The sequence below is a fragment of the Mucilaginibacter inviolabilis genome (assembly GCF_011089895.1).
Classification (GTDB): Bacteria; Bacteroidota; Bacteroidia; order Sphingobacteriales; family Sphingobacteriaceae; genus Mucilaginibacter; species Mucilaginibacter inviolabilis.
Genome location: NZ_JAANAT010000001.1, coordinates 3,221,704 through 3,243,086, shown reverse-complemented (window position 1 = coordinate 3,243,086; position 21,383 = coordinate 3,221,704). Strand labels below are relative to the sequence as shown.

The 21,383-nt window shown below is 40.4% G+C and carries 19 protein-coding genes; 8 read left to right on the top strand and 11 right to left on the bottom strand.

Annotated elements, in window-relative coordinates; translation table 11 throughout:
* Positions 1 to 26 precede the first annotated feature (26 nt).
* From G7092_RS13270 to rfbD, 4 genes are all read left to right on the top strand, one after another.
* Complete coding sequence (locus tag G7092_RS13270) at positions 27 to 1,436, top strand: UDP-glucose 6-dehydrogenase (RefSeq protein ID WP_166090050.1); 1,410 nt, start codon at positions 27 to 29, stop codon at positions 1,434 to 1,436.
* A gap of 126 nt (positions 1,437 to 1,562) precedes the next feature.
* A complete protein-coding gene (locus tag G7092_RS13265; protein WP_166090048.1) occupies positions 1,563 to 2,648 on the top strand; it encodes a mannose-1-phosphate guanylyltransferase in 1,086 nt (361 codons plus the stop codon).
* A gap of 98 nt (positions 2,649 to 2,746) precedes the next feature.
* Positions 2,747 to 3,301: a dTDP-4-dehydrorhamnose 3,5-epimerase gene (gene rfbC / locus G7092_RS13260; RefSeq protein ID WP_166090046.1), complete on the top strand. Its 555-nt coding sequence runs from the start codon at positions 2,747 to 2,749 to the stop codon at positions 3,299 to 3,301.
* 19 nt (positions 3,302 to 3,320) lie between these two features.
* The gene (rfbD, locus tag G7092_RS13255; protein WP_166090045.1) at positions 3,321 to 4,187 is read left to right on the top strand and encodes a dTDP-4-dehydrorhamnose reductase; all 867 of its coding nucleotides are present in this window, start codon (positions 3,321 to 3,323) and stop codon (positions 4,185 to 4,187) included.
* Positions 4,188 to 4,421: 234 nt separating this feature from the next.
* On the opposite strand, the gene cysN is transcribed toward rfbD, so the two are convergent.
* Together cysN and cysD are read right to left on the bottom strand one after the other, a co-directional pair.
* Entirely contained in the window at positions 4,422 to 5,666 is a 1,245-nt protein-coding gene (gene cysN / locus G7092_RS13250; RefSeq protein WP_166090043.1) for a sulfate adenylyltransferase subunit CysN, read from the bottom strand.
* A gap of 113 nt (positions 5,667 to 5,779) precedes the next feature.
* Positions 5,780 to 6,685 (bottom strand): sulfate adenylyltransferase subunit CysD, encoded by a 906-nt coding sequence (gene cysD, locus G7092_RS13245; RefSeq protein WP_166090041.1) that lies wholly within the window; start codon positions 6,683 to 6,685, stop codon positions 5,780 to 5,782.
* Between the two features lie 331 nt (positions 6,686 to 7,016).
* Here cysD and rfbA point away from each other — a divergent pair, with 331 nt between their 5' ends.
* Positions 7,017 to 7,877: a glucose-1-phosphate thymidylyltransferase RfbA gene (rfbA, locus tag G7092_RS13240; RefSeq protein ID WP_166090039.1), complete on the top strand. Its 861-nt coding sequence runs from the start codon at positions 7,017 to 7,019 to the stop codon at positions 7,875 to 7,877.
* A gap of 50 nt (positions 7,878 to 7,927) precedes the next feature.
* On the opposite strand, the gene miaA is transcribed toward rfbA, so the two are convergent.
* From miaA to G7092_RS13200, 8 genes are all read right to left on the bottom strand, one after another.
* Positions 7,928 to 8,851, bottom strand: a complete 924-nt coding sequence (gene miaA / locus G7092_RS13235; RefSeq protein ID WP_166090037.1) for a tRNA (adenosine(37)-N6)-dimethylallyltransferase MiaA — start codon at positions 8,849 to 8,851, stop codon at positions 7,928 to 7,930.
* Positions 8,852 to 8,953: 102 nt separating this feature from the next.
* Positions 8,954 to 9,613, bottom strand: a complete 660-nt coding sequence (locus G7092_RS13230) for an IS1096 element passenger TnpR family protein (RefSeq protein WP_166090036.1) — start codon at positions 9,611 to 9,613, stop codon at positions 8,954 to 8,956.
* Between the two features lie 34 nt (positions 9,614 to 9,647).
* Complete coding sequence (locus G7092_RS13225; protein WP_166090034.1) at positions 9,648 to 11,066, bottom strand: CCA tRNA nucleotidyltransferase; 1,419 nt, start codon at positions 11,064 to 11,066, stop codon at positions 9,648 to 9,650.
* Positions 11,067 to 11,236: 170 nt separating this feature from the next.
* Positions 11,237 to 11,803 carry an L-threonylcarbamoyladenylate synthase gene (locus tag G7092_RS13220; protein ID WP_202985269.1) on the bottom strand — a complete coding sequence of 189 codons (567 nt, stop codon included), beginning with the start codon at positions 11,801 to 11,803 and terminating at the stop codon, positions 11,237 to 11,239.
* Positions 11,796 to 12,785 carry a glycosyltransferase family 9 protein gene (locus G7092_RS13215; RefSeq protein ID WP_166090032.1) on the bottom strand — a complete coding sequence of 330 codons (990 nt, stop codon included), beginning with the start codon at positions 12,783 to 12,785 and terminating at the stop codon, positions 11,796 to 11,798. Before G7092_RS13215 ends, G7092_RS13220 begins: the two co-directional genes overlap by 8 nt.
* Before the next feature lie 98 nt (positions 12,786 to 12,883).
* On the bottom strand, positions 12,884 to 13,699 hold the full coding sequence (locus G7092_RS13210; protein WP_166090030.1) for a 2,3,4,5-tetrahydropyridine-2,6-dicarboxylate N-succinyltransferase: 816 nt from the start codon (positions 13,697 to 13,699) through the stop codon (positions 12,884 to 12,886).
* Positions 13,700 to 13,861: 162 nt separating this feature from the next.
* Positions 13,862 to 14,584 (bottom strand): LytR/AlgR family response regulator transcription factor, encoded by a 723-nt coding sequence (locus tag G7092_RS13205; RefSeq protein WP_166090028.1) that lies wholly within the window; start codon positions 14,582 to 14,584, stop codon positions 13,862 to 13,864.
* A complete protein-coding gene (locus G7092_RS13200) occupies positions 14,581 to 15,648 on the bottom strand; it encodes a sensor histidine kinase (RefSeq protein WP_166090026.1) in 1,068 nt (355 codons plus the stop codon). The genes G7092_RS13205 and G7092_RS13200 overlap by 4 nt, the downstream gene beginning before the upstream one ends.
* Positions 15,649 to 15,887: 239 nt before the next feature.
* Here G7092_RS13200 and G7092_RS13195 point away from each other — a divergent pair, with 239 nt between their 5' ends.
* On the top strand, positions 15,888 to 18,215 hold the full coding sequence (locus G7092_RS13195) for a TonB-dependent receptor (RefSeq protein ID WP_166090024.1): 2,328 nt from the start codon (positions 15,888 to 15,890) through the stop codon (positions 18,213 to 18,215).
* Between the two features lie 16 nt (positions 18,216 to 18,231).
* Positions 18,232 to 19,029: a DUF4249 domain-containing protein gene (locus tag G7092_RS13190; RefSeq protein WP_166090022.1), complete on the top strand. Its 798-nt coding sequence runs from the start codon at positions 18,232 to 18,234 to the stop codon at positions 19,027 to 19,029.
* A gap of 83 nt (positions 19,030 to 19,112) precedes the next feature.
* Here G7092_RS13190 and G7092_RS13185 read toward each other — a convergent pair whose 3' ends face one another.
* Entirely contained in the window at positions 19,113 to 20,549 is a 1,437-nt protein-coding gene (locus G7092_RS13185; protein ID WP_166090020.1) for an N-acetylneuraminate synthase family protein, read from the bottom strand.
* A 416-nt stretch (positions 20,550 to 20,965) separates the two neighbouring features.
* Between G7092_RS13185 and G7092_RS13180 the strand changes: the two genes are divergently transcribed.
* A complete protein-coding gene (locus G7092_RS13180) occupies positions 20,966 to 21,379 on the top strand; it encodes an RNA-binding S4 domain-containing protein (protein ID WP_166090017.1) in 414 nt (137 codons plus the stop codon).
* The last annotated feature ends 4 nt before the right edge of the window (positions 21,380 to 21,383 follow it).

Sequence of the window (21,383 nt, the reverse complement as noted above, 5' to 3'; positions counted from 1 at the left end):
TGAATATTTAATAGTCAATTTTACAGATGGAAAATATTACAAAAATTTGCTGCATAGGTGCAGGATATGTGGGCGGCCCCACAATGGCTATGATAGCCAAAAAATGCCCTCATATTCAAGTTACGGTAGTTGACTTGAATGAAGCCCGTATTAAAGCCTGGAATGATGAGGATGTAAATAATATCCCGGTTTACGAACCTGGTTTAAGTGATGTAGTTGCTGAAGCACGTGGAAGAAATCTGTTTTTTTCTACAGAAGTAGATAAAGCCATAGACGAGGCTCAGATGATATTTATATCAGTTAATACGCCGACCAAAACATATGGTGCCGGAAAAGGACAAGCTGCCGACCTTAAATGGATAGAGCTTTGCGCTAGGCAAATTGCAAATATTTCAAAAGATAATAAGATTATCGTTGAAAAGTCAACTTTACCGGTAAGAACCGCGAGTGCAATAAAGGATATTCTTACCCATACAGGTAATGGAGTTCAGTTCCAGATATTATCAAATCCTGAGTTTTTAGCTGAAGGGACTGCTGTTGAAGATCTTGATGCCCCCGATCGCGTATTAATAGGTGGTGATAACACGCCGGAAGGTAAGGTAGCAGTACAGGCTTTAGTTGATATTTATGCCAACTGGGTTCCTAAAGAGCGAATATTAACTACTAATGTATGGTCGTCAGAATTATCAAAGCTAACTGCCAATGCTTTTTTAGCTCAGCGGGTTTCTTCTATTAATTCGCTCACCGAAATTTGTGAGCAAACTGAAGCCGATATCAATGAAGTAGCTAAGGCTATTGGTACTGACAGCAGAATAGGACCTAAATTTTTAAAAGCTTCTGTAGGTTTTGGGGGTTCCTGTTTTCAGAAAGATATTTTAAACCTCGTTTACATAGCCCGTAGTTACGGCTTACAAGAAGTTGCCGACTATTGGGAGCAGGTTATTATTATGAATGATCATCAGAAGAGGCGTTTTGCAAATCAGATCATCAAGAATTTATATAATACCGTTAATGGTAAAAAGATTGCCTTTTTTGGATGGGCATTTAAAAAAGACACGAATGATACCAGGGAATCTGCTGCTATTTATGTTGCCGATCATTTATTGAATGAGCAGGCCCATATTTCTGTATATGATCCTAAGGTTCCTGGAAGTCAGGTGTATAATGATCTGGATTATTTAAATACCCGTGGAGCTGAGGAGAATAAAGCCGGAGTTCAGGTTATTACAGATCCTTATGAGGCTTGTAAAGGTTCGCACGCTATTGCTGTTTTAACAGAGTGGGATGAATTTAAAGGGTACGATTGGCAAAGGATTTACGACAATATGTTAAAACCCGCTAAAATATTTGACGGAAGAAACTTACTTGATGCTGATAAATTAAGAGCTATAGGATTCCAGGTGCGATCAATAGGTACTAATGTTTTAGAAAAGTGAGCTACATCATTTGAAGAAGTTTAATTTTACCGGCAGTTACGAAATTCGTAACTGCTTTTTTATTCCGTACTTTTGGTTTTGCTATTTGTATTTAACATTACGTATTATTAACCTCCCTACTACCACATGAATAAAAACAATTATGCGATCATCATGGCGGGCGGCATCGGGAGCCGTTTCTGGCCGATAAGCCGTTCATCGTATCCTAAACAATTTATAGATATCCTGGGAACAGGCAAAACGCTGATCCAAAACACCTACGAGCGTTTTCTGAAAATATGCCCCAAAGAAAACATTTATGTAGTAACCAATGAGAATTACACCAAACTGGTAAAACAGCAGCTGCCGGATATGGCCGATAGCCAGATACTGACAGAGCCGGTAATGCGTAATACGGCGCCTTGTGTGGCTTATGGCTGCTTCAAGATCGAAAACCTGAACCCGGAGGCGGTTATCGTGGTAGCGCCATCAGATCAGCAGATCCTGGATGAGGAAGCCTTTGTGACTGCCATCGAGAAATCACTGCAAACAGCAGCATCAACCGATAGTTTAATTACCCTGGGTATCAAACCATCCAGGCCCGATACAGGGTATGGCTACATCCAGTATACCGATCAGGCTATTGACCATGATTTTCATAAAGTAAAAACATTTACCGAGAAACCCACGCTGGAGATAGCCAAAACCTTTATCCAGAGCGGTGATTTTTTATGGAACGCGGGCATCTTTGTATGGTCGGCCAAGGCCATTGTTAAGGCTTTCGGTCGTCATTTACCCGAGATGCACGAGATCTTTGCCGAAGCCCGACCGGTGTATAATACCGAAGAAGAAAAGAGCTATGTGCATAAAGCCTACCAGCAATGCATCAATATATCGATCGATTACGGGATCATGGAAAAGGCAGATAACGTGTATGTGCTGCCATCGGCTTTTGGCTGGAGCGACCTGGGTACCTGGGCTTCGATCTATGATCTGGCCGAGAAAGATTATGTAGGCAACGCGGTGATCCCGTCAGAAAAGGTGATCATGTATGATTCCTCGAACTGTATGGTGAATGTACCGGGCGAGAAGCTGGTAATATTGCAGGGCTTGCATGATTTTATCGTGGTAGAATCCAACAACACGTTGCTGATCTGTCCGCGAGATCAGGAACAAAATGTAAAACAAGTAGTGGCTGATGTAAAAGCTAAATTCGGGGCCAAGTATATTTAGCATGCATTTTTATTCATTTTTGAATAGTAAGCCGCAACTTTAATAATATGTGATAGTTTTGCATATCCTGTTTTATCTAAGAAAAGCATCAATAATATATGACTATTACTCCAACCCCGATTGAGGGGCTTATTGTTTTAACGCCACGTATTTTTAACGATGACCGGGGCTATTTTTTCGAATCATTTAATGAAAGAACTTTCAGTGATGCTGTTGGTGCGAAAATTCAATTTGTACAGGATAATGAATCATTCTCAACAAAAGGAGTATTACGCGGCCTCCATCTGCAAAAAGGAGAACATGCACAGGCAAAATTAGTAAGAGTAACGCAAGGAGAAGTGCTGGATGTGGCTGTTGATTTGCGTGAAAACTCGCCAACATATGGCCAGCATTATAGCGTATTATTAACGGCAGATAATCATCAGCAGTTTTTCATACCTAAGGGCTTTGCTCACGGTTTTGTTGTGTTAAGCGATACCGCAATTTTTCAATACAAATGCGATAACTTTTATAATACACAAGCCGAAGGCGGCCTGAACTATGCCGATCCTGTTTTAAATATCAATTGGCAGTTGGCTAATGATGAATTGATAGTTGCGGATAAAGACAACCAATTACCCTTTTTAAAGGAACTTACCGATCTGGGATTTTAATAATAAAACAAACACAACTATGCAAAACATTGTGGTTTTCGGAGCGTCTGGACAACTGGGGCAATGCCTCAAAAAGGTTTCAGGCGAAAAAGGTATAAGTACCATTATTTTTCCCCCGGAAGCAGAAGCTAATATCCTGGATACTGATGCCATAGCAAAGGTATTTGAACAATACAAGCCTGCTTATGTAATTAACTGTGCGGCTTACACGGCCGTTGATAAAGCAGAGGATGATGTGGATACGGCTCGTAAAATAAACAAAACCGGGGCAGCTAATCTGGCGCAGGCCTGTAAGCAATACGGAGCGATATTGGTGCATACCTCAACAGATTTTGTTTTTAAAGGTGATAAACCTTATCCGCTTGTTGAAACAGACGCAGCTGATCCGATAAGCATATATGGCCTTACCAAATTAGAAGGCGAACGGGATGTTATAAACATTTTACCAAAACACTTTATTATACGCACCAGCTGGCTGTACTCAGAATATGGGAATAATTTTGTGAAGACTATGCTCAAGTTAGGTGCCGAACGCGATGAACTGAAAATTATAGCCGACCAGGTAGGTACGCCTACTTATGCTATTGACTTAGCTGCTGCTATACTGGATATCATTACCTCGGGCAGCGAAAGCTTCGGTATTTATCATTACAGCAACGAAGGGGTAACCTCCTGGTATGATTTTGCAAAAGGAATATTTGATCTTTCAGGAACTCAGGTGAAAACTTATCCTATACGTACCAGCGAATATCCAACAAGAGCTACCCGACCTGCATTTTCGGTAATGGATAAAGCAAAGATCAAAGCTACTTTTAATATCCAGATACCTTACTGGAGAGATAGCCTGATAACTTGTTTAGAAAAACTTAGCCCTCCAGCTCCCTGAAGGAGGAGCTTTTGATTAGCATCATAAAAACAAAGCCCTGTTTCTTTTAAGAAACAGGGCTTTGTTTTTTAAATCCCGACTAGTGTACCATTTTGTTAAAAAAGTGGGTTTACATGGTTTACACTTTTTAGGGTTAACATGATATTATATTATTGATAATCAATTAATTATAAATTTTTCTGCCCAAAAAGTGTAAACCCACTTTTTGGAAAAAATGTCCAATAAAATATGGGACTAAACCAATATTGTTCCCGCGGCTACGGTTTCGTTAGTGGCTTCATCAACCAGGATAAGTGAGCCGGTGATGCGGTTTTTACGATATTCATCAAATACAACAGGTTGGGTGGTGCGCAGGCGCACGCGTGCCATCTCATTCATTTTGATATCGCCGGCATTTTCCAGTTTTTCCATCGTATTGATATCCAACTTGTAATTTACCTCTTTAATAATAGCCATTACCTCACGGGTAGTAGTCTTTAAGTGGTATTTCGCTCCCGGCCTTGGGCCTTTAGCGGCCATCCAGCAAAGCATTACATCCAGGTCCTGGCTTACCTCGGGTTCACTGTCGTCTTTAACGATCATATCCCCGCGGCTGATGTCAATATCATCTTCCAGGGTAATAGATACAGACATAGGCGCAAAAGCCTCCTCAACGGAGCCCGAGTAGGTATCGATAGATCTGATAACTGATGTTAAACCTGATGGCAGAACGGTGATCTTGTCGCCGGGTTTGAAGATACCACCGGCAATACGACCGGCATAACCGCGGTAGTCATGATATTCGGCCGCGTGCGGGCGTATTACTGTTTGTACCGGGAAACGTGCGTCTGAGTGGTTTTCATCGCTGCCTATGTGGATAGTTTCCAGGGTGTGCAGCAGGCTCTCGCCTTTATACCATGGCATGTTTACAGAGTCATTCACCACATTGTCACCTTCCAGCGCGCTGATAGGTACATAGCGGATGTCGGTAACATCTATCTTGGCTGCAAAATCTTCGTATTGTTCAACTACTTTATTGAATGCTTCTTCGGAATAATCAACCAGGTCCATTTTATTGATGCATACAATAATATGGGGAATCTTTAATAACGACGCGATGAAGGAGTGCCTGCAGGTTTGCTCCACAACACCTTTACGGGCATCTATCAGCACCAAAGCTAAATTAGCTGTAGATGCGCCGGTAACCATATTACGGGTATATTGGATATGCCCCGGGGTATCGGCAATAATAAATTTACGTTTAGGCGTGGCAAAATAACGGTAGGCGACGTCGATAGTAATACCTTGTTCTCTTTCAGACCGTAAACCATCGGTAAGCAAAGAAAGATCGATATGCTGCAAGCCTTTCCGCTCACTCGATTGTTTTACGGCTGCCATCTGATCTTCAAAGATCGATTTGGAGTCATATAATAGCCTGCCGATCAATGTGCTTTTTCCATCATCTACACTGCCTGCTGTTGTAAAACGTAATAGTTCCATTTTTTATGTGGTGGTGGTTGGTATCAAGTAGCTAGTATCAGGTATCAAGATTTTTGAAAATTATTAACTCCCCTTTTTGAGACTGTCTTGATACTAGCTACTTGATACTAAAATTAAAAATAACCTTGTTTTTTTCTGTCTTCCATAGAAGTGTCAGAGCGTTTGTCATCACTTCTGTTTCCACGTTCGGTACTGCGGGTGGCTGATACTTCTGCTACTATTTTTTCCAATGTATCCGCATCCGATTCAATGCCACCGGTTATAGTGATATCGCCCAAAGTGCGGAAACGCATCAGCTTATTCTCAATTTTTTCTCCTTCACGTAATGCTAAAAACTCTGATGCCGGCAGCCAGGTACCATCACGATAAACAGCCTCACGGTTATGGGCGAAGTAAAGGGAAGGGATGGCAATATTTTCCTGCAGTATGTAATTCCAGATATCCATTTCTGTCCAGTTACTGATGGGGAATACCCTGAAATGTTCGCCCATACGTTTGCGGCCGTTGAAAATGTTCCAAAGTTCCGGACGTTGGTTTTTCGGATCCCATTGGCCAAACTCGTCACGGTGCGAAAAGAAACGTTCTTTTGAACGCGCTTTCTCCTCGTCACGACGTGCTCCGCCAATCGCTGCGTCTATCTTGTGGCTCTCGATGGTATCCAGTAAGGAAACTATCTGTAGTTCGTTACGGCTTGCGTTTATGCCACTTTCTTCCACAGCACGGCCTTTGTCAATGGCTTCCTGTACCGAACCCACTATAAGTTGTACCCCAAGATCGGCTACCAGGCTATCCCTGAACGCCATGGTTTCGGGAAAATTATGCCCGGTATCAATGTGGATAAGGGGCATAGGTATTTTGGCAGGCCAGAAAGCTTTACGGGCCAGGTGAGTTACCACGATGGAATCTTTTCCGCCGGAGAACAATATAGCAGGGCGATCAAACTGGGCTACAACCTCGCGTATAACGTATATAGCTTCTGATTCTAATTCCTGCAGATGAGTAAGATAATATTTATGCATGTTTAAATGAAAACCCCTAAATCCACCTAAATAGTAGTATTTGGCAATCAAACTGCAATATTAGCAAATTATGCGCATTTTTTCGTTATCTAATCTATTTTAAACCTGAAAATTAACACCATTTCATGAAATGGGAGGGAGAGGCAAAATCAAAAGAAGTTTTATATAAACTATAAATATGACTAATATGTTATTGGTATATTAAACAAAATGCTGTTAAACACAAATAATAATATGCTACTGTTAAAATGTGTTATTACAGCAACCTACTTATAGGTTATGCGTAAAAAATAACTACTTTTAAAAACTATAATAAAAATCAATCTAACTAATGAAAGGAATTATTTTAGCGGGTGGGTCGGGTACCAGGCTTTATCCAATTACCAGAGCAATCAGTAAACAGTTGATGCCTATTTATGATAAACCCATGATCTATTATCCTTTGTCGGTTTTAATGCAGGCCGATATCAAGGAAATACTGATCATTACTACCCCCGAAGATAATGAAGGCTTTAAACGCTTGCTGGGCGATGGTGCCGAACTGGGTTGTAAATTTGAATATGCCATACAGGAAAAGCCAAATGGCCTGGCACAAGCCTTTGTAATAGGCGAAAAATTTATTGGCGACGATAAAGTAGCTCTTATTTTGGGCGATAATATATTTTACGGAACAGGTTTCAGTGAACTGATCCGTAGCTTTAATAATGTAGATGGCGCGGCTATTTTTGCCTACCACGTTGCCGACCCGGAAAGGTATGGTGTGGTGGAATTTGATGCCGATTTTAAAGCTTTATCTATCGAAGAAAAACCAACCCAGCCCAAATCAAAATTTGCGGTACCGGGATTGTATTTTTATGACAACAGTGTTATTCAGATAGCTAAGTATCTTAAACCTTCGCCACGCGGTGAATATGAAATTACCGATGTAAATAAGTATTACCTGGAGCAAGGTAACTTGCATGTAGGGGTAATGGATAAGGGTACTGCCTGGCTGGATACCGGAACTTTTGATTCCTTAAGCGATGCTACGGAATATGTACGCGTAATTGAAAAGCGCCAGTCGACCAAAATTGGCTGTATTGAGGAAGTAGCTTACCGTCGCGGTTTTATTGATGATGCGCAGTTAAAAGTGCTGGTTGCTAAATATATTAAGAGCGGTTACGGGGCTTACTTACAAAGCCTGTTATCGTAAATTCATTATAGAACAGCCAAACTTACGAAGTTTTCAAAACTTCGTAAGTCTTACTTTTGAAGCTGACCTTCCACCGCGTCGATCATTTGACCGATCAAATCCGGATCACTGGCCTGGAACCAATGAAAAGAACTGTCTTTACGAAACCAGGTGAGTTGTCTTTTGGCAAATCGCCTGGTATTTTGTTTGATCATTTCAATGGCCTTCTCAAGACTGGTTTTATCATCAAAATAGTCAAATAGTTCAGCATAACCTACTGTGTTCAAAGCGTTGAGATGCCGGGATGGGAGTAATGCTTCTACCTCGGCTAATAATCCTTGCTGTACCATCAGGTCAACCCGGTCATTAATACGGTTATATAATACTTCCCGGGGCAGGTTGAGCGCCAGTTTAATGATATTAAATGGTCTTTTATTCACAGTAGCCTGGCGAAATGATGAGAAAGGCTTGCCCGAACTTTCAAAAACCTCTAAAGCCCGAATGATGCGTTGAGGGTTGCCCAGATCTACCTCGTTATAATAAGCCGGATCGGCCAATAGTAATTTCTGTTGTAGATAAGAAATCCCTTTTTCTTCTAACTCCTGGTTTAGCCTTTCCCGGATAGCAGCATCGGCCGTAGGCAAATCGTCAAAACCTTCGCATATTGCTTTGATATATAATCCCGAGCCCCCAGCTAAAACAACTTGATCGTGTGTTTTAAATAGCTCATCCAATAAAGCGAGCCCCTGTTTCTCAAAATTGCCAACAGAAAATGGTTCGGTTATGGAATGTGAATCGATAAAATAATGTTTTACGGCTGCTAATTCCTGCTGGCTGGGTTTGGCGGTACCGATACTCATTTCCCTGAAAAATTGCCTGGAATCGGCAGATATCACTACCGTATGATAATGCTTAGCCAGTTCAATGGCTGCTGCCGTTTTACCTACAGCCGTGGGGCCTGCAACTACAATAAGGGTTTTGGTAGGGGAGATCATAGCTTATGGTTCATAGATCATAGTCACTTTCTCAAGGCTATAAAATCTGTATTTTCTGACAATGAACCATTAACCATGATCCATGAACTGCGAAGCAACTAATTAATAGTCATCGCCACCACCACGATGCGGGCGATCATCTTCATCAAAACCTTCGTCGTCGGCAAATTCGTTACCAAACTCATCTTCTTCTTCCTCTTCGGCCTCGTGTTTTTCTTCCGGCAGATCATCAACTTCTGTATCCGTTACTTCCGAGAAATCTTCAGCATCTTCGGGATTAAAAGTCATTTCGTTCAGGAAGTCGAAATCTTCGTTGGTAGGTGGTATAACAGTTGGGTTAAATACGTTACCGAATTGTTTTGGTGCTTCGCCTACAGATTTTATAACTGCAGGATAAATAGTACCAGGTGTTTCGTCAAGAATGATCTTCATCAGTTCGACGTGAAAATCAAAAGGACGATCGAAATTAAAAGTGTAGTAAAATTTTTGATGCGGGTCGTCAATAAAACTCAGCAGTTTTACATTGTTCATTAATGATACGCCACGATCTATCCTTTTTTGATTGGGTAAATAAGTAATTTCTTCACCCTTTGTCCATTGATCATTGCTGATATAAAAAGAAGATGAAAACTCGGGATTATAACCCGTCGATTGGTGTATTGCGCGGTGGAGATCCTCGAAGGTTTGATTTGATTTAACATCAATCTCTCTCATTACATCATCATAATCTTCGAAAGTTACCCTGAACCTGTATAGTGCCATTGTTTTTGTGAATTTTGGGAACAAAAATAATCTTTTAATTCAATTTTGTGTCTGCCACAACTTTTAAGCCAATTTCTAAACCTTTGGCAATTGTAAAGCTTAAAGCAGCTTCACGGGTGTTTGGAATTTCGCCTTCCAATATGGCTTCGCGTATCTGATTTTTGATAATTCCAACCTCACGCCCTTCTTTAAGGCCAAAAAGTTGCATAATATCAATGCCGGTAACGGGTGGTTGCCAATTTCTGATATTGTCGCGCTCTTCAACATCTTTTAATTTTTGTTGAACTAACTCAAAATTGTTACGGTATTTTTTTACTTTATATTCGTTTTTGGTGGTGATGTCTGCTTTACACAACAACATCAGGCCTTCAATATCGTCGCCTGCCTCAAAAAGCAACCGGCGTACGGCTGAGTCGGTAACGATAGATTGTGATAATACGATAGGGCGCAAATGCAATTGCACCAGTTTTTGTACCTGCTTCATTTTTTCGTTAAGCGGTAATTTTAACTGGGCAAATATTTTAGGTACCATGCGGGCGCCACGATCTTCATGACCGTGAAACGTCCAGCCGTGACCAGGTTCAAAACGTTTGGTGGCCGGTTTGGCAATATCATGTAATATAGCCGCCCAGCGCAACCAGAGATCAGTTGTGGTTTCGCAAATATTATCCAATACCTGCAGGGTATGATAAAAATTATCTTTATGACCCTTGCCGTCGATATAATCAACCCCGTAGAGGTTAGTCATCTGCGGAAATATTTTGTGCAGTAAACCGGTATCAAATAAATAGTTAAAACCGATAGAAGGTATGGGCGACAAGATGATCTTATTCAATTCGTCGGTGATACGCTCCTGGGATATGATGCTGATGCGATCGACATTATTTTTAATGGCTTCTACAGCTATGTCATCTATCCGGAAATTAAGCTGCGTTGCAAACCTGATGGCCCTCATCATGCGCAAGGGATCATCAGAAAAGGTTTCGTTCGGGTTAAGTGGTGTCCGGATCAGTTTCTGTTCCAGATCAGCTATGCCATTAAAAGGATCGAGCAGATCGCCAAAAGTATCCGGATGGAGAGAAATAGCCAGCGCGTTGATGGTAAAATCGCGGCGTTTCTGATCGTCCTCCAAAGTGCCGTCCTCTACTATAGGTTTCCTGGAGTCACGTCGGTATGATTCTTTACGGGCGCCAACAAACTCTATTTCCAGATCCTGATACTTAAGTGATGCCGTGCCGAAATTTTTATACACGGCAACTTTTACTTTTAATTTAGCCGCTACAGCTTCGGCAAAAGCGATACCATTGCCTATAATAACAATATCAATATCCTTTGATGGGCGATTAAGGAAAATATCGCGTACAAAGCCCCCGATAGCATAAACCTGCAGATTGTGCTGAGCTGCAAGTTTTGATATTGTAGAAAATACGGGATGCTGCAGATGGGCTTTCATGTAGTTTAATAAAATTCAAAGTTCTAAAACCTAAATTCTAAAACGAAGGTCAAAGGTAATGGTAAATTTTAAATTGTCTGAACCATGATTGACAGGATTCTTGGATTACCTTGATTTTCTCTTATCCTTTTGAATCTTATCTCCTGATTCTAACCTCTTGACTCTCTTTTTTAGCGTCGTAAAAACTCAAACGTACCATCGGGTGCCAGTTTCATAATGGTTGACGGATTTTTGATCTCTTTGCTGTGCTGATCAATATCAACTACGTAGTCAACACCGTCAATGATCTCCTGATCGATCTGTGAAAAATATTGCGGAGATGGTTTGCCGCTGATATTGGCCGAGGTTGACACCAGTGGTTTACGCAGCCGCTGTATCAGTTGCTGGCAAAACTCATTGCTGGTTATCCTGATACCAATGCTGCCATCCGCGGCTATTAAAGCCGGTGAAATATTTTTGGCGCCTGGCATAACCAAGGTCAATGGGTTTTCGGCATATTCAATTAAATCATAAGCCAGGGCATTAACCTCCTGTACATAGCTTTCCAGCTTGTTTTCGGTATCCAGTAAAATGATCATGCTTTTGGCTTCATCACGCTGTTTCAGGCGATATATTTTTTGTACGGCTTCGGTATTGGTGGCATCGCAGCCAATACCCCAGATGGTATCGGTAGGGTAAAGGATAATGCCGCCTTCCTGTACTATTTTTAGTGCTTTGGTAACTTCTTCTTTAAGCATGGTTAATATATTGGCTTAATGCATTTATAATTTGTAATTCATCCAGCAGTTCCATACAACGCGGAACACCATAAAGCTTGCAGGTATTGCGTACACAGGGTTCGCAGGTTAGTTTACCATAACGCAATACGGTTAAATTTTGTTTATTATAAGGTGCCGTATTATGCTCATTGCCCGCACCGAACAATACAATGACAGGCGTACCCACACTGTTAGCTAAATGAGCCGGACCTGAATCGGTTGTTAATATGGCTGTGCTTTGAGCCATCAGGCTGCATAAACCCGGTAAGTCAGTTTGGCCGGCATAGTTTTCCAACCTTTTCGGATTTTCAGAACCATTAATGAGCTGGCTTACAAAGTCGGCCTCTTTAGACGAACCGATCAAACCAAAAGTGATATCCGGAAAAGCGGCAGTTAATTTACTAAGCAACGTTTGCCCCTTATCCAAAGGCATCCGGCGTGATGATGCTTCGGAATTAAAATTGATCAGCACCCGGTTGTTTTGTTTGGGTTCTGTTGCAGGGGCATTTAATGTTACCTCTTTATGAGCTATCGCGTTGCCGGTAAATTGCTCCAGTAAGGATACGTATTCGTCAACGCGGTGCAGGTTTGCGGGCTTTTTGAGTGAGTTGGTTAACAAAAGGGATCCACCTTCCTTGCCAAAACCAACCCGTTTTTTTGCTTTTGTAGCCCATGCCATCACCAGGGACGAAAGCGATTGAGGCAGATTAAAAAAGAGGTCGTACTTTTCGGCTTTTAATTTTTTACCAAAACGATAAGCACCGCCAAGACCATTAAATTCCTGTTTTGAAAAAAGGTGGATTTGAGTTAAGCCTGGTATAAGAGGAGCAATATTACCGAGCTCTTTTTTGATGATAGCATCGATCTGAACATCAGGATAAAGCTGACTAACTGCGTTAACAAATGCGGTACTCATCACCACATCGCCAAGCCAGTTGGGCAGCCTTATCAGTATTTTCATTTTTTGAGATATGAGATGTGAGATGTTAGATATGAGATTTTTTACTATTTCGCTAAGAAGGTAGTCTCAAATCTCATATCTAACGTCTCATATCTAAATTAAACCGCTACGTTATTTTCTCTTAACGCGTCGTTCAACGATGTTTTTTTATCGGTTGATTCCTTGCGGGTACCGATGATCAGGGCACAAGGTACCTGGTAATCGCCTGCCGGGAATTTTTTGGTATATGAACCTGGGATAACTACCGAACGTGCCGGTACCCGACCTTTATATTCAACCGGGGTTGAACTGGTTACATCAATAATTTTGGTTGATGCGGTTAAAACTACGTTGGCACCCAATACAGCTTCGTGTTCAACATGCACACCTTCCACCACAATAGCGCGTGATCCCAGGAAACAATTGTCTTCAATAATAACCGGGGCAGCTTGTAGTGGCTCCAGTACACCGCCAATGCCAACACCACCGCTTAAATGTACATGCTTACCTATCTGCGCGCATGAACCTACTGTTGCCCAGGTATCAACCATGGTACCTTCATCAACATAAGCGCCAATGTTTACGTACGATGGCATCATGATAACACCTTTTGCCAAATAAGCGCCATAACGGGCAATACCGTGAGGTACCACACGAACGCCTTCGGCTTTATAATTGGTCTTCAGTTTCATTTTATCATGAAAAACAAAAGGGCCAACTTTAATTTCTTCCATCTGGCGGGTGGGGAAATATAGCACTACTGCTTTTTTGATCCACTCGTTTACATGCCAGCGTGAACCGATAGGTTCAGCTACACGGATCTCGCCTTTATCTAACCGTTCAATAACGGTTTCAATAGCGGTGGTATATTCATTATAGTTTAGCAGATTCCTGTCTTCCCAGGCATCTTCAATCAGTTTTTTAAGATCTTGCATTGGTAAAATTAAACTTTTGGCAAATTAAAGGAATTTTAAGGAGAATTGTTTGAATTTAGACGATTAGTAGGTAACCTTTTGAAACAGGCTTTTGATTAAGCTAAAGCTATAGAAGTTAAAGCTGAGTAGTAAACACAAAACTTAAACAGTACAGAAGGGACTTTATCTGCTTAATATTTTCTTGGTCACAAATTCATCAAAAAAGTAAGTACGGTAAGCATTACCAATAGATAATTCATACTTGCGTATGTTCACGGTATTATTATCAAAAGCAGTTATTTGATTAATGTTGATGATATAAGATTTGCTGATACGGGCAAAGAGGTTTTGAGGCAGCTGCTCATGAATGGTTTTAATATTCATGGCGGTTATAACCTTTTGATCATCGGTTTGCATCACCACATAATCTTTAAGCCCTTCTATAAACAAAATGTCTTTAAAATAGATTTTAATATATTTCCGATCTGCTTTAACAAAAAAGTAATCTTCCGCAATATTCTCAATTTTGTTGTTCGAATGATCGGCTTTTAAAATGTCCTGATAAAACTGTGCCCTATTTACAGCTTTCAGAAACCGTTCATGCCGGATAGGCTTAATCAGGTAATCAATAGCTTCAACCTCAAAGCCTTCTAAGGCGTATTCTGCATAAGCTGTGGTGAAAATGAGCAAAGTTTTTGAGGGTATTATTTTGGCAAATTCCATCCCACTGATCCCCGGCATTTGAATATCCAGAAAAATCAGGTCTACCGGTGATTCATTAATAAATTTCGCCGCGGCGTTAGCACTTCCAAAGCTATTAAGTAATTGCAAATTAGGTGTTTTGCTGGCAAGCAACTGGATAGCCTCTCTGGCTAAGGGCTCATCGTCTACAATAATGCAATTCATAGAATAATCTTTAGGTTTACACTAAATTTATCTTTATCATCTTGAATTTGGAGAAAGTGCTTTTCGGGGTAAAGCAATTCTAATCTTCGCTTTACATTTCCAAGCCCTAAACCGCCGTTCCCGTTACCGATTACTTCTATTCTGGGTTTTGAGTTGATACAATTAAAAATGATCTCGTTGTACTTTACTTTAAAAAAAACGTGAATATAGGATGTGTTTTCTGCATCCATATTATGTTTTACAGCATTTTCAACAAAGGTAATAAAAAGCGAAGGAGATACTTGTACACCACTGATGCCACCTTCTCTTGACATGATAAATTCAAAGTTGTCGCGCCGTATTTTCTCTAGGTTTAAAAAATCCTCCAAAAAATGAATCTCGGCAGTGAGCAAGACTTTGTTCCTGGTGCTGTCGTAAAGCTGATAACGGAGCAGGTCACTTAGTTTCATGACCACCTGAGATGCTTTTTCCGGATTGGTTTGCGTTAATACATTAACGTTATTGAGCATGTTAAATAAAAAATGCGGATTGATCTGATTTTTTAATTGTTCCAATTCGGCCTGGATAGTAACTGTTTCCAAATCATTGATCCGTTGGTTAACAACTATAGAATGCTGAAATAATTTAATAGCCGCAGAAGCAGCTATCAGGATCAGAAATATTAATGTAATAAAAGTAAATAGGAGGATACCGGTGTTTTCGTTACTTCCTTTATATTGAAGTTTAAAATAAGGATTAATCAGGTATCGCCCCGATACAAAAAATAATAAAGCCACACCAAATAACACCATTACCCACATAAAATATTTTACATAACTGGCATTGAATACAAAACGGGGTATCAGTACATACATGTTAACATAAAACAGTGACAACAGGATAAGGAAGAAGGTGATTTTTAAATAAGTATTGACTGGTTCAATAAAGGTATCTCTTGTGCTTGAAAATATGACTCCAAGAAATAAGATCAGTGCAATATGTCTGTAAATTCTATACTTTGCACTGCTTAAAAATTGTATCAGCATGTCATTATTTAACTGCTTTGTATCGGTTTCAGGTTTCATTGGGATGTCTGGTCATTTAAAAATAAGTATTTTAAACAAAGTGTAAATTTTGTTTATACCAAATGTGTAAATTATTATACCAAATGTTAGTTTAATAATTTATTAATACTTATTTGAATTTGCTTAACGCTTATGTTTTTTTAGTATAAGCGATAGTGCACTTCCTATAATTTATACTGGGTTTCGTATAAATTAAAATAGTTGGGTGATGGATACGGATACCTTAGTGCTATATGCAAATGGCCAGCCCCCTCTTTACTATTTTCATAATACTTACCACCATTACCGCCTACGCCCAAAAGAAGGCCACCATTAACGGAACTGTTAAAGATGCTGCTACCGGCGAAACCTTAATAGGAGCTTCCGTTACCCTTCAGGAACTTTCGGCAGTTGGAACGGCTACTAATAACTATGGATTTTATTCACTGTCTGTCGCCGAAGGTGAATATACCTTATTATTTACTTGTGTTGGGTATAATACTATAGCTCAAAAAGTATCTCTCCATAAAAATCAGGTTGTTAATATATCCTTATCTCCCAAAAATGATTTGCAGGAAGTTGTTGTGAAAGCCAAGCGACTCAGTAATGACAATGTGGTATCGCCTCAGATGGGAATGGACAAGTTGAACATGTCGCAAATTAACCAGGTACCCGTATTGTTAGGCGAAAGAGATATTCTGAAGACAATAACCTTATTGCCCGGTATTAAGTCGGCAGGTGAAGGTAATACTGGCTTTTATGTGCGTGGCGGAGGTTCGGATCAGAACCTGATCTTACTGGACGAAGCGCCGATATATAACGCGTCGCATTTATTGGGTTTCTTTTCAACATTCAATTCTGATGCTATTAAGGATGTCAGTATCTATAAAGGGGGGATGCCTGCGGAATATGGTGGCCGCTTATCTTCCGTTTTGGATATTAAGATGAATGATGGTAATGATAAAGGCTTTGGTGTTCAGGGCGGCATTGGCCTCATTTCTTCAAGGATCAAGGTTGAGGGACCGCTTGTAAAAGATAAGGGATCATTCATGGTGAGCGCCCGCAGAACATACATTGATCTTTTTTTAAAACTCACAACAGATACGAGTATAAGAGGCAACTCGCTATATTTTTATGATGTTAATGCTAAAGCCAACTATCATTTTGATGATAAAAACGCCATCTATATTTCAGGTTACCTTGGTAAGGATGTTTTGGCTTTAAAAAATGTTTTAGGAACAAACTGGGGAAATAAAACCGGCACACTCAGATTTAATCATTTATTTAGCAATAGCTTATTTTCCAATACCTCTGTAATCTACAGCAGTTATAATTTTGTTGTGGAAGGCCTTCAAAATGCACAGTCGTTTAAAGCAACCTCTCAAATTAACGATATCAATTTAAAAGAGGATCTGCAATATTCGATTGGTTACCAGCATACGCTGAAGTTTGGATTCAATATACTGCAACATGATATCACACCGGGCGATATCACCTCTCCCAAAAACTCAAGCTATAACGAAAAACATGTTGAAAAAAGGTATGGTTTTGAGAATGCCTTATATGCAAGTGATGAATGGAATATTAGTAAGCATTTGACCTTTCTTTATGGTTTACGATTAAGCGGGTTGTTTTTGATGGGGCCCGGAACGTTTAAAACTTATGATGATGCCGGTAATGTTGTAAGCTCCAGAACATATTACTCCAGGAGCAACCTTGTAAAAAAATATTTAAATCTGGAGCCTCGTTTTACAGCAAATTATGTAATAGATGATCAAAATTCAATAAAGGCCTCCTATAATCGCAATACCCAAAACATTCATTTGCTTAGTAATTCATCAAGCAATTCGCCTACCTATTTGTATGTGATGAGCAGTAATAACATAAAGCCCGAGATTGCAGACCAGGTGTCAACCGGTTACTTTAAGAACTTTAGCGATAATGCCTATGAGTTTTCTACAGAGGTGTACTATAAATGGATGCAGAACCAAATTGATTATAAAGATGGCTCCCAGCTATTAGTTAATCAGGATGTAGAGTCGCTGCTTACCTACGGCACCGGCAGGGCTTATGGTATCGAGTTGTTTTTAAAGAAAAAATATGGCCGTTTTAATGGATGGATAGGTTACACCTTGTCGCGAACCGAGCGGAAATTTGACGATATTAATAATGGACATTACTATCCCGCAAGACAGGATCGCACACATGATGTTTCGGTTGTTGGCATTTATCAACTCAACAAACGTTGGACCTTCTCCAGCACCTTTATTTATGGTACGGGCAATGCGGTTACTTATCCCACCGGAAAATACAGTTCGGGTGGACTCACCACTTTTTCTTATACCCAGCGAAATGGGCGCCGCCTGCCTTCATCCAACAGGTTAGATATCGGTGCTACGCTCGACGGAAAAGAGCATAAAAGATATCACTCCAGCTGGACATTCAGTGTTTACAACGTATATGCACACCGAGATCCTTATAGTATAACATTCAGAGATAGCAAAACTATCCCAAATACTACAGAGGCTGTTGAAACAAGCATTTTTGCCACGCTTATTCCATCAGTTACCTGGAATTTTAATTTTTAAACTAAAACATGATCCTATGAAAACTCCCCTAATTTATTTCATGTTACTACCCTTTATCCTGGTTATTGTTTCCTGTAATAAGGTAATTGATATCAGACTGGATAATGCAACAGACAGATTGGTTATTGAAGGAAACATTACTAATGAGCTTGGCCCCCAAACCATAAAGCTTAATACTAATGTTCCTGTTTCAAACACAAACACCTATCCTCCGGTTACGGGGGCAACGGTTACAGTTAATGATCAGGCTGGTAATGTTTATAAATTTACTGAAGGGCCCGCAGGTACCTACATAAATCCCAAAATGGTTGGAATTACAGGAAACACTTATACGATGAATGTAGTTACCGATGGGAAAAGCTATAAAGCCAGTTCGGTGATGCCCGGGGTGGTTGCTTTAAAGTATGTTAGCTCGTCAAAAAGTAGTTTCAATGGGAATGATGGTACAAGGAAAATAACAGTTAACTATCATGATCCCAAAGGAGTGGCTAATCAGTATAATTTTCTGATGTATGTTAACGGTGTACGGGTGAAGCGTGTATTGGTTAATAATGACGATTTTACGGATGGAAACGATGTGAATTTTGATTTGATAGAAAACGATATTGCTATAAATCCGGGGGATAAAGTAACTGTAGAGATGCAGTGTATTGATAAGGCAATGTATACTTATTGGTTTGCGCTTATGCAGCAAAACTATACCGGCCCTGGCGGAGGCGTTACGCCATCTGATCCTCCCAGCAATATTACTCCCTTAGTACTTGGGTATTTTAGCGCTCACACCACGCAAACCAGAACTATTACGGTAAAGTAATAAAAAAGATCTTTACAAGGATAATCCCGTATACTTTTACTTTTTGTGCAGAAAGTAAAAGTATACGGGATTACTATTATAAGTTAGGCCGTTGGCTTCTCTTTATATTCGTCGCTAATATTTACCCGTAAACGTTTCATAGGGGCAAGTTCAGACTCGTAAACTTTTTTCTGTCCATCGCCCAGGGCAGTTTCTACATCACGGATGTCACGTACCAGGCGTTGTAAGCCTTGCGGCTCAACAGAAGCAGCATGATCAGATCCCCACATGGCGCGGTCAAGTGTAAAGTGACGCTCTACAAAGGTAGCACCCAGGGTAACAGCAGCTACGGTAGTAGCCAGCCCGGTTTCATGACCAGAATAACCAATCGGAATACCCGGATACTTAGCTTCCAGTGTTTGTATCATTTTCAGATTTAGTTCCTGTAACGGGCATGGATAGGCCGAGGTAGAATGCGCGATGAACAATGGATAATTTTCATCAAACGCCATAATATAGTCCATGGTAGCCTCAATCTCTTTGATGGTCGACATACCGGTTGACAGCATCAGCGGTTTACCGGTTTCCAGGATACGTTGTATCAGGGTAAAATCAGTTAATGATGCCGATGCCAGTTTGTATAGTACGGTATCAAACTGCTCCATAAAATCAACTGATGGTGCGTCCCAGGCAGATACAAACCAATCGATACCCAATTTTTTACAATACTGGTCTATGGTGGCATATTCTGCAATGCCAAATTCTGTTTTGCGTTTGTAGTCAATGTAGGTTATACGGCCCCAGGGAGTATCGCGCATCAATTCCCACTGATCTTTAGGCACGCAAATCTCCGGGGTACGCTTCTGAAATTTAACGGCATCGGCCTTTGCAGCCACTGCTTCATCAATCAATTTTTTTGCTGTTTCCAGAGATCCATTGTGGTTAATGCCAATTTCGGCAATGATATAGCTGGGCTGACCTTTGCCTATCACGCGACCATTATTTAAGGTAATAGTACCATTAAGGCTACTAGCCGAAAACGCGTTGCTTTTTGAATCGATGATCAATTCAGCAAATTCACGAAAGCAACCCTCGCCGCCATTCAATGTGCAGATGATATCCACCTGGTTTTTGATTTGAGGCAGGGCATCTGCAGGGCATGCGGTTAAGCCCGCCAATCTCATTACTTCCAAATCATTATAATCGTCACCTATATAGGCCACTTGTTCTGGTTGTAGATTTAAACGGTTACAGATATCCTTAAAAACAACTACTTTGTCTTTTATGCCTAAATGCAGTTCCGTTATTTGTAGTTTTTCGGCCCTTTGGGCTATAGATGGTGATAATTCACCGGTAATGATGCTGGTTTGTACGCCAGCATGTTTACGTAAACGTTCAACGCCCATGCCATCGCGCATGTTAAATTTTTTCAGGTCCTCACCATTGCTGCCATAATACACTCCGGCATCAGTTAATACGCCATCACAATCGGTTATCAATAATTTGATGCCTGCCGCTTTTTGTTTTAAAATTTCGTTCATTGGGTTTGTGAATTAAGTTGCCAACCGGCATAAGCCGTTTGCAAAATCCATTTTTAGGTTGCGACCGCCAGGGGTCTTTTTATTAACTAATATAACTAATATTTTACTTTATAAACCGGATAAACCGGATTTCTCATGATGGATTAAATGTAAGGCCGTAGCTTTTATAAAATGAGAAATTTAAGTTATTAAATTATTAAGTAATCATCTTTAAATTAACGCTATAATTACAAAGCTATGACTGGATAAGGGTTTTAGTTTTATTGATATGTCCTCATCCAAACCCGTTCAAAGGAATGGCTTTTATTTATCAGGCTGCGTTTTTTAGTCAATTTGCTTAGGAGTAAATAGCCTGAATGCGTATGGTATGTACAATTTGTTTTGTATTGCTTAATTTTGGGGTTCGACTTTTACCCATGCCCGAAAAAGAAAAATTAAGGATAGATAAATACCTGTGGGCCATCAGGCTTTTTAAAACACGTACCCTGGCATCAGATGCCTGCAAGGCAGGCCGTGTAAAATTAGATGGTAAAAATATCAAACCATCATATGAAGTAAAAATTGGCGATACTTACCAGGTTGCTAAAGGAATTGAACGTAAAGTGGTGCGCGTAACTGGTTTACTTGAGAACCGGGTTGATGCCAAAACCGCTGTAGATTTTTATGATGATATAACTCCTGTGGAGCAAACACAGGCCTTCAAATCCATGTTTCATGCACCTATATTAAAACGCGATAGGGGCACAGGCCGCCCAACCAAGCGTGATCGCCGCGAAATTGATGATCTGAAAGATGATTATTTCGATAAAAAAGAAGAAGAAAGTGAATAGAAAA

Bases quoted from the DNA above. Each gene is read 5' to 3' on its own strand.
- miaA (WP_166090037.1), bottom strand. From the start codon at position 8,851: ATGATCTCCCCTACCAAAACCCTTATTGTAGTTGCAGGCCCCACGGCT.
- G7092_RS13205 (WP_166090028.1), bottom strand. From the start codon at position 14,584: ATGAATTGCATTATTGTAGACGATGAGCCCTTAGCCAGAGAGGCTATC.
- G7092_RS13270 (WP_166090050.1), top strand. From the start codon at position 27: ATGGAAAATATTACAAAAATTTGCTGCATAGGTGCAGGATATGTGGGC.
- G7092_RS13190 (WP_166090022.1), top strand. From the start codon at position 18,232: ATGAAAACTCCCCTAATTTATTTCATGTTACTACCCTTTATCCTGGTT.
- G7092_RS13180 (WP_166090017.1), top strand. From the start codon at position 20,966: ATGCCCGAAAAAGAAAAATTAAGGATAGATAAATACCTGTGGGCCATC.
- G7092_RS13230 (WP_166090036.1), bottom strand. From the start codon at position 9,613: ATGGCACTATACAGGTTCAGGGTAACTTTCGAAGATTATGATGATGTA.
- rfbA (WP_166090039.1), top strand. From the start codon at position 7,017: ATGAAAGGAATTATTTTAGCGGGTGGGTCGGGTACCAGGCTTTATCCA.
- G7092_RS13225 (WP_166090034.1), bottom strand. From the start codon at position 11,066: ATGAAAGCCCATCTGCAGCATCCCGTATTTTCTACAATATCAAAACTT.
- G7092_RS13265 (WP_166090048.1), top strand. From the start codon at position 1,563: ATGAATAAAAACAATTATGCGATCATCATGGCGGGCGGCATCGGGAGC.
- G7092_RS13210 (WP_166090030.1), bottom strand. From the start codon at position 13,699: ATGCAAGATCTTAAAAAACTGATTGAAGATGCCTGGGAAGACAGGAAT.
- G7092_RS13220 (WP_202985269.1), bottom strand. From the start codon at position 11,803: ATGCTTAAAGAAGAAGTTACCAAAGCACTAAAAATAGTACAGGAAGGC.
- rfbC (WP_166090046.1), top strand. From the start codon at position 2,747: ATGACTATTACTCCAACCCCGATTGAGGGGCTTATTGTTTTAACGCCA.
- G7092_RS13195 (WP_166090024.1), top strand. From the start codon at position 15,888: ATGGCCAGCCCCCTCTTTACTATTTTCATAATACTTACCACCATTACC.
- cysD (WP_166090041.1), bottom strand. From the start codon at position 6,685: ATGCATAAATATTATCTTACTCATCTGCAGGAATTAGAATCAGAAGCT.
- G7092_RS13200 (WP_166090026.1), bottom strand. From the start codon at position 15,648: ATGAAACCTGAAACCGATACAAAGCAGTTAAATAATGACATGCTGATA.
- cysN (WP_166090043.1), bottom strand. From the start codon at position 5,666: ATGGAACTATTACGTTTTACAACAGCAGGCAGTGTAGATGATGGAAAA.
- G7092_RS13215 (WP_166090032.1), bottom strand. From the start codon at position 12,785: ATGAAAATACTGATAAGGCTGCCCAACTGGCTTGGCGATGTGGTGATG.
- rfbD (WP_166090045.1), top strand. From the start codon at position 3,321: ATGCAAAACATTGTGGTTTTCGGAGCGTCTGGACAACTGGGGCAATGC.
- G7092_RS13185 (WP_166090020.1), bottom strand. From the start codon at position 20,549: ATGAACGAAATTTTAAAACAAAAAGCGGCAGGCATCAAATTATTGATA.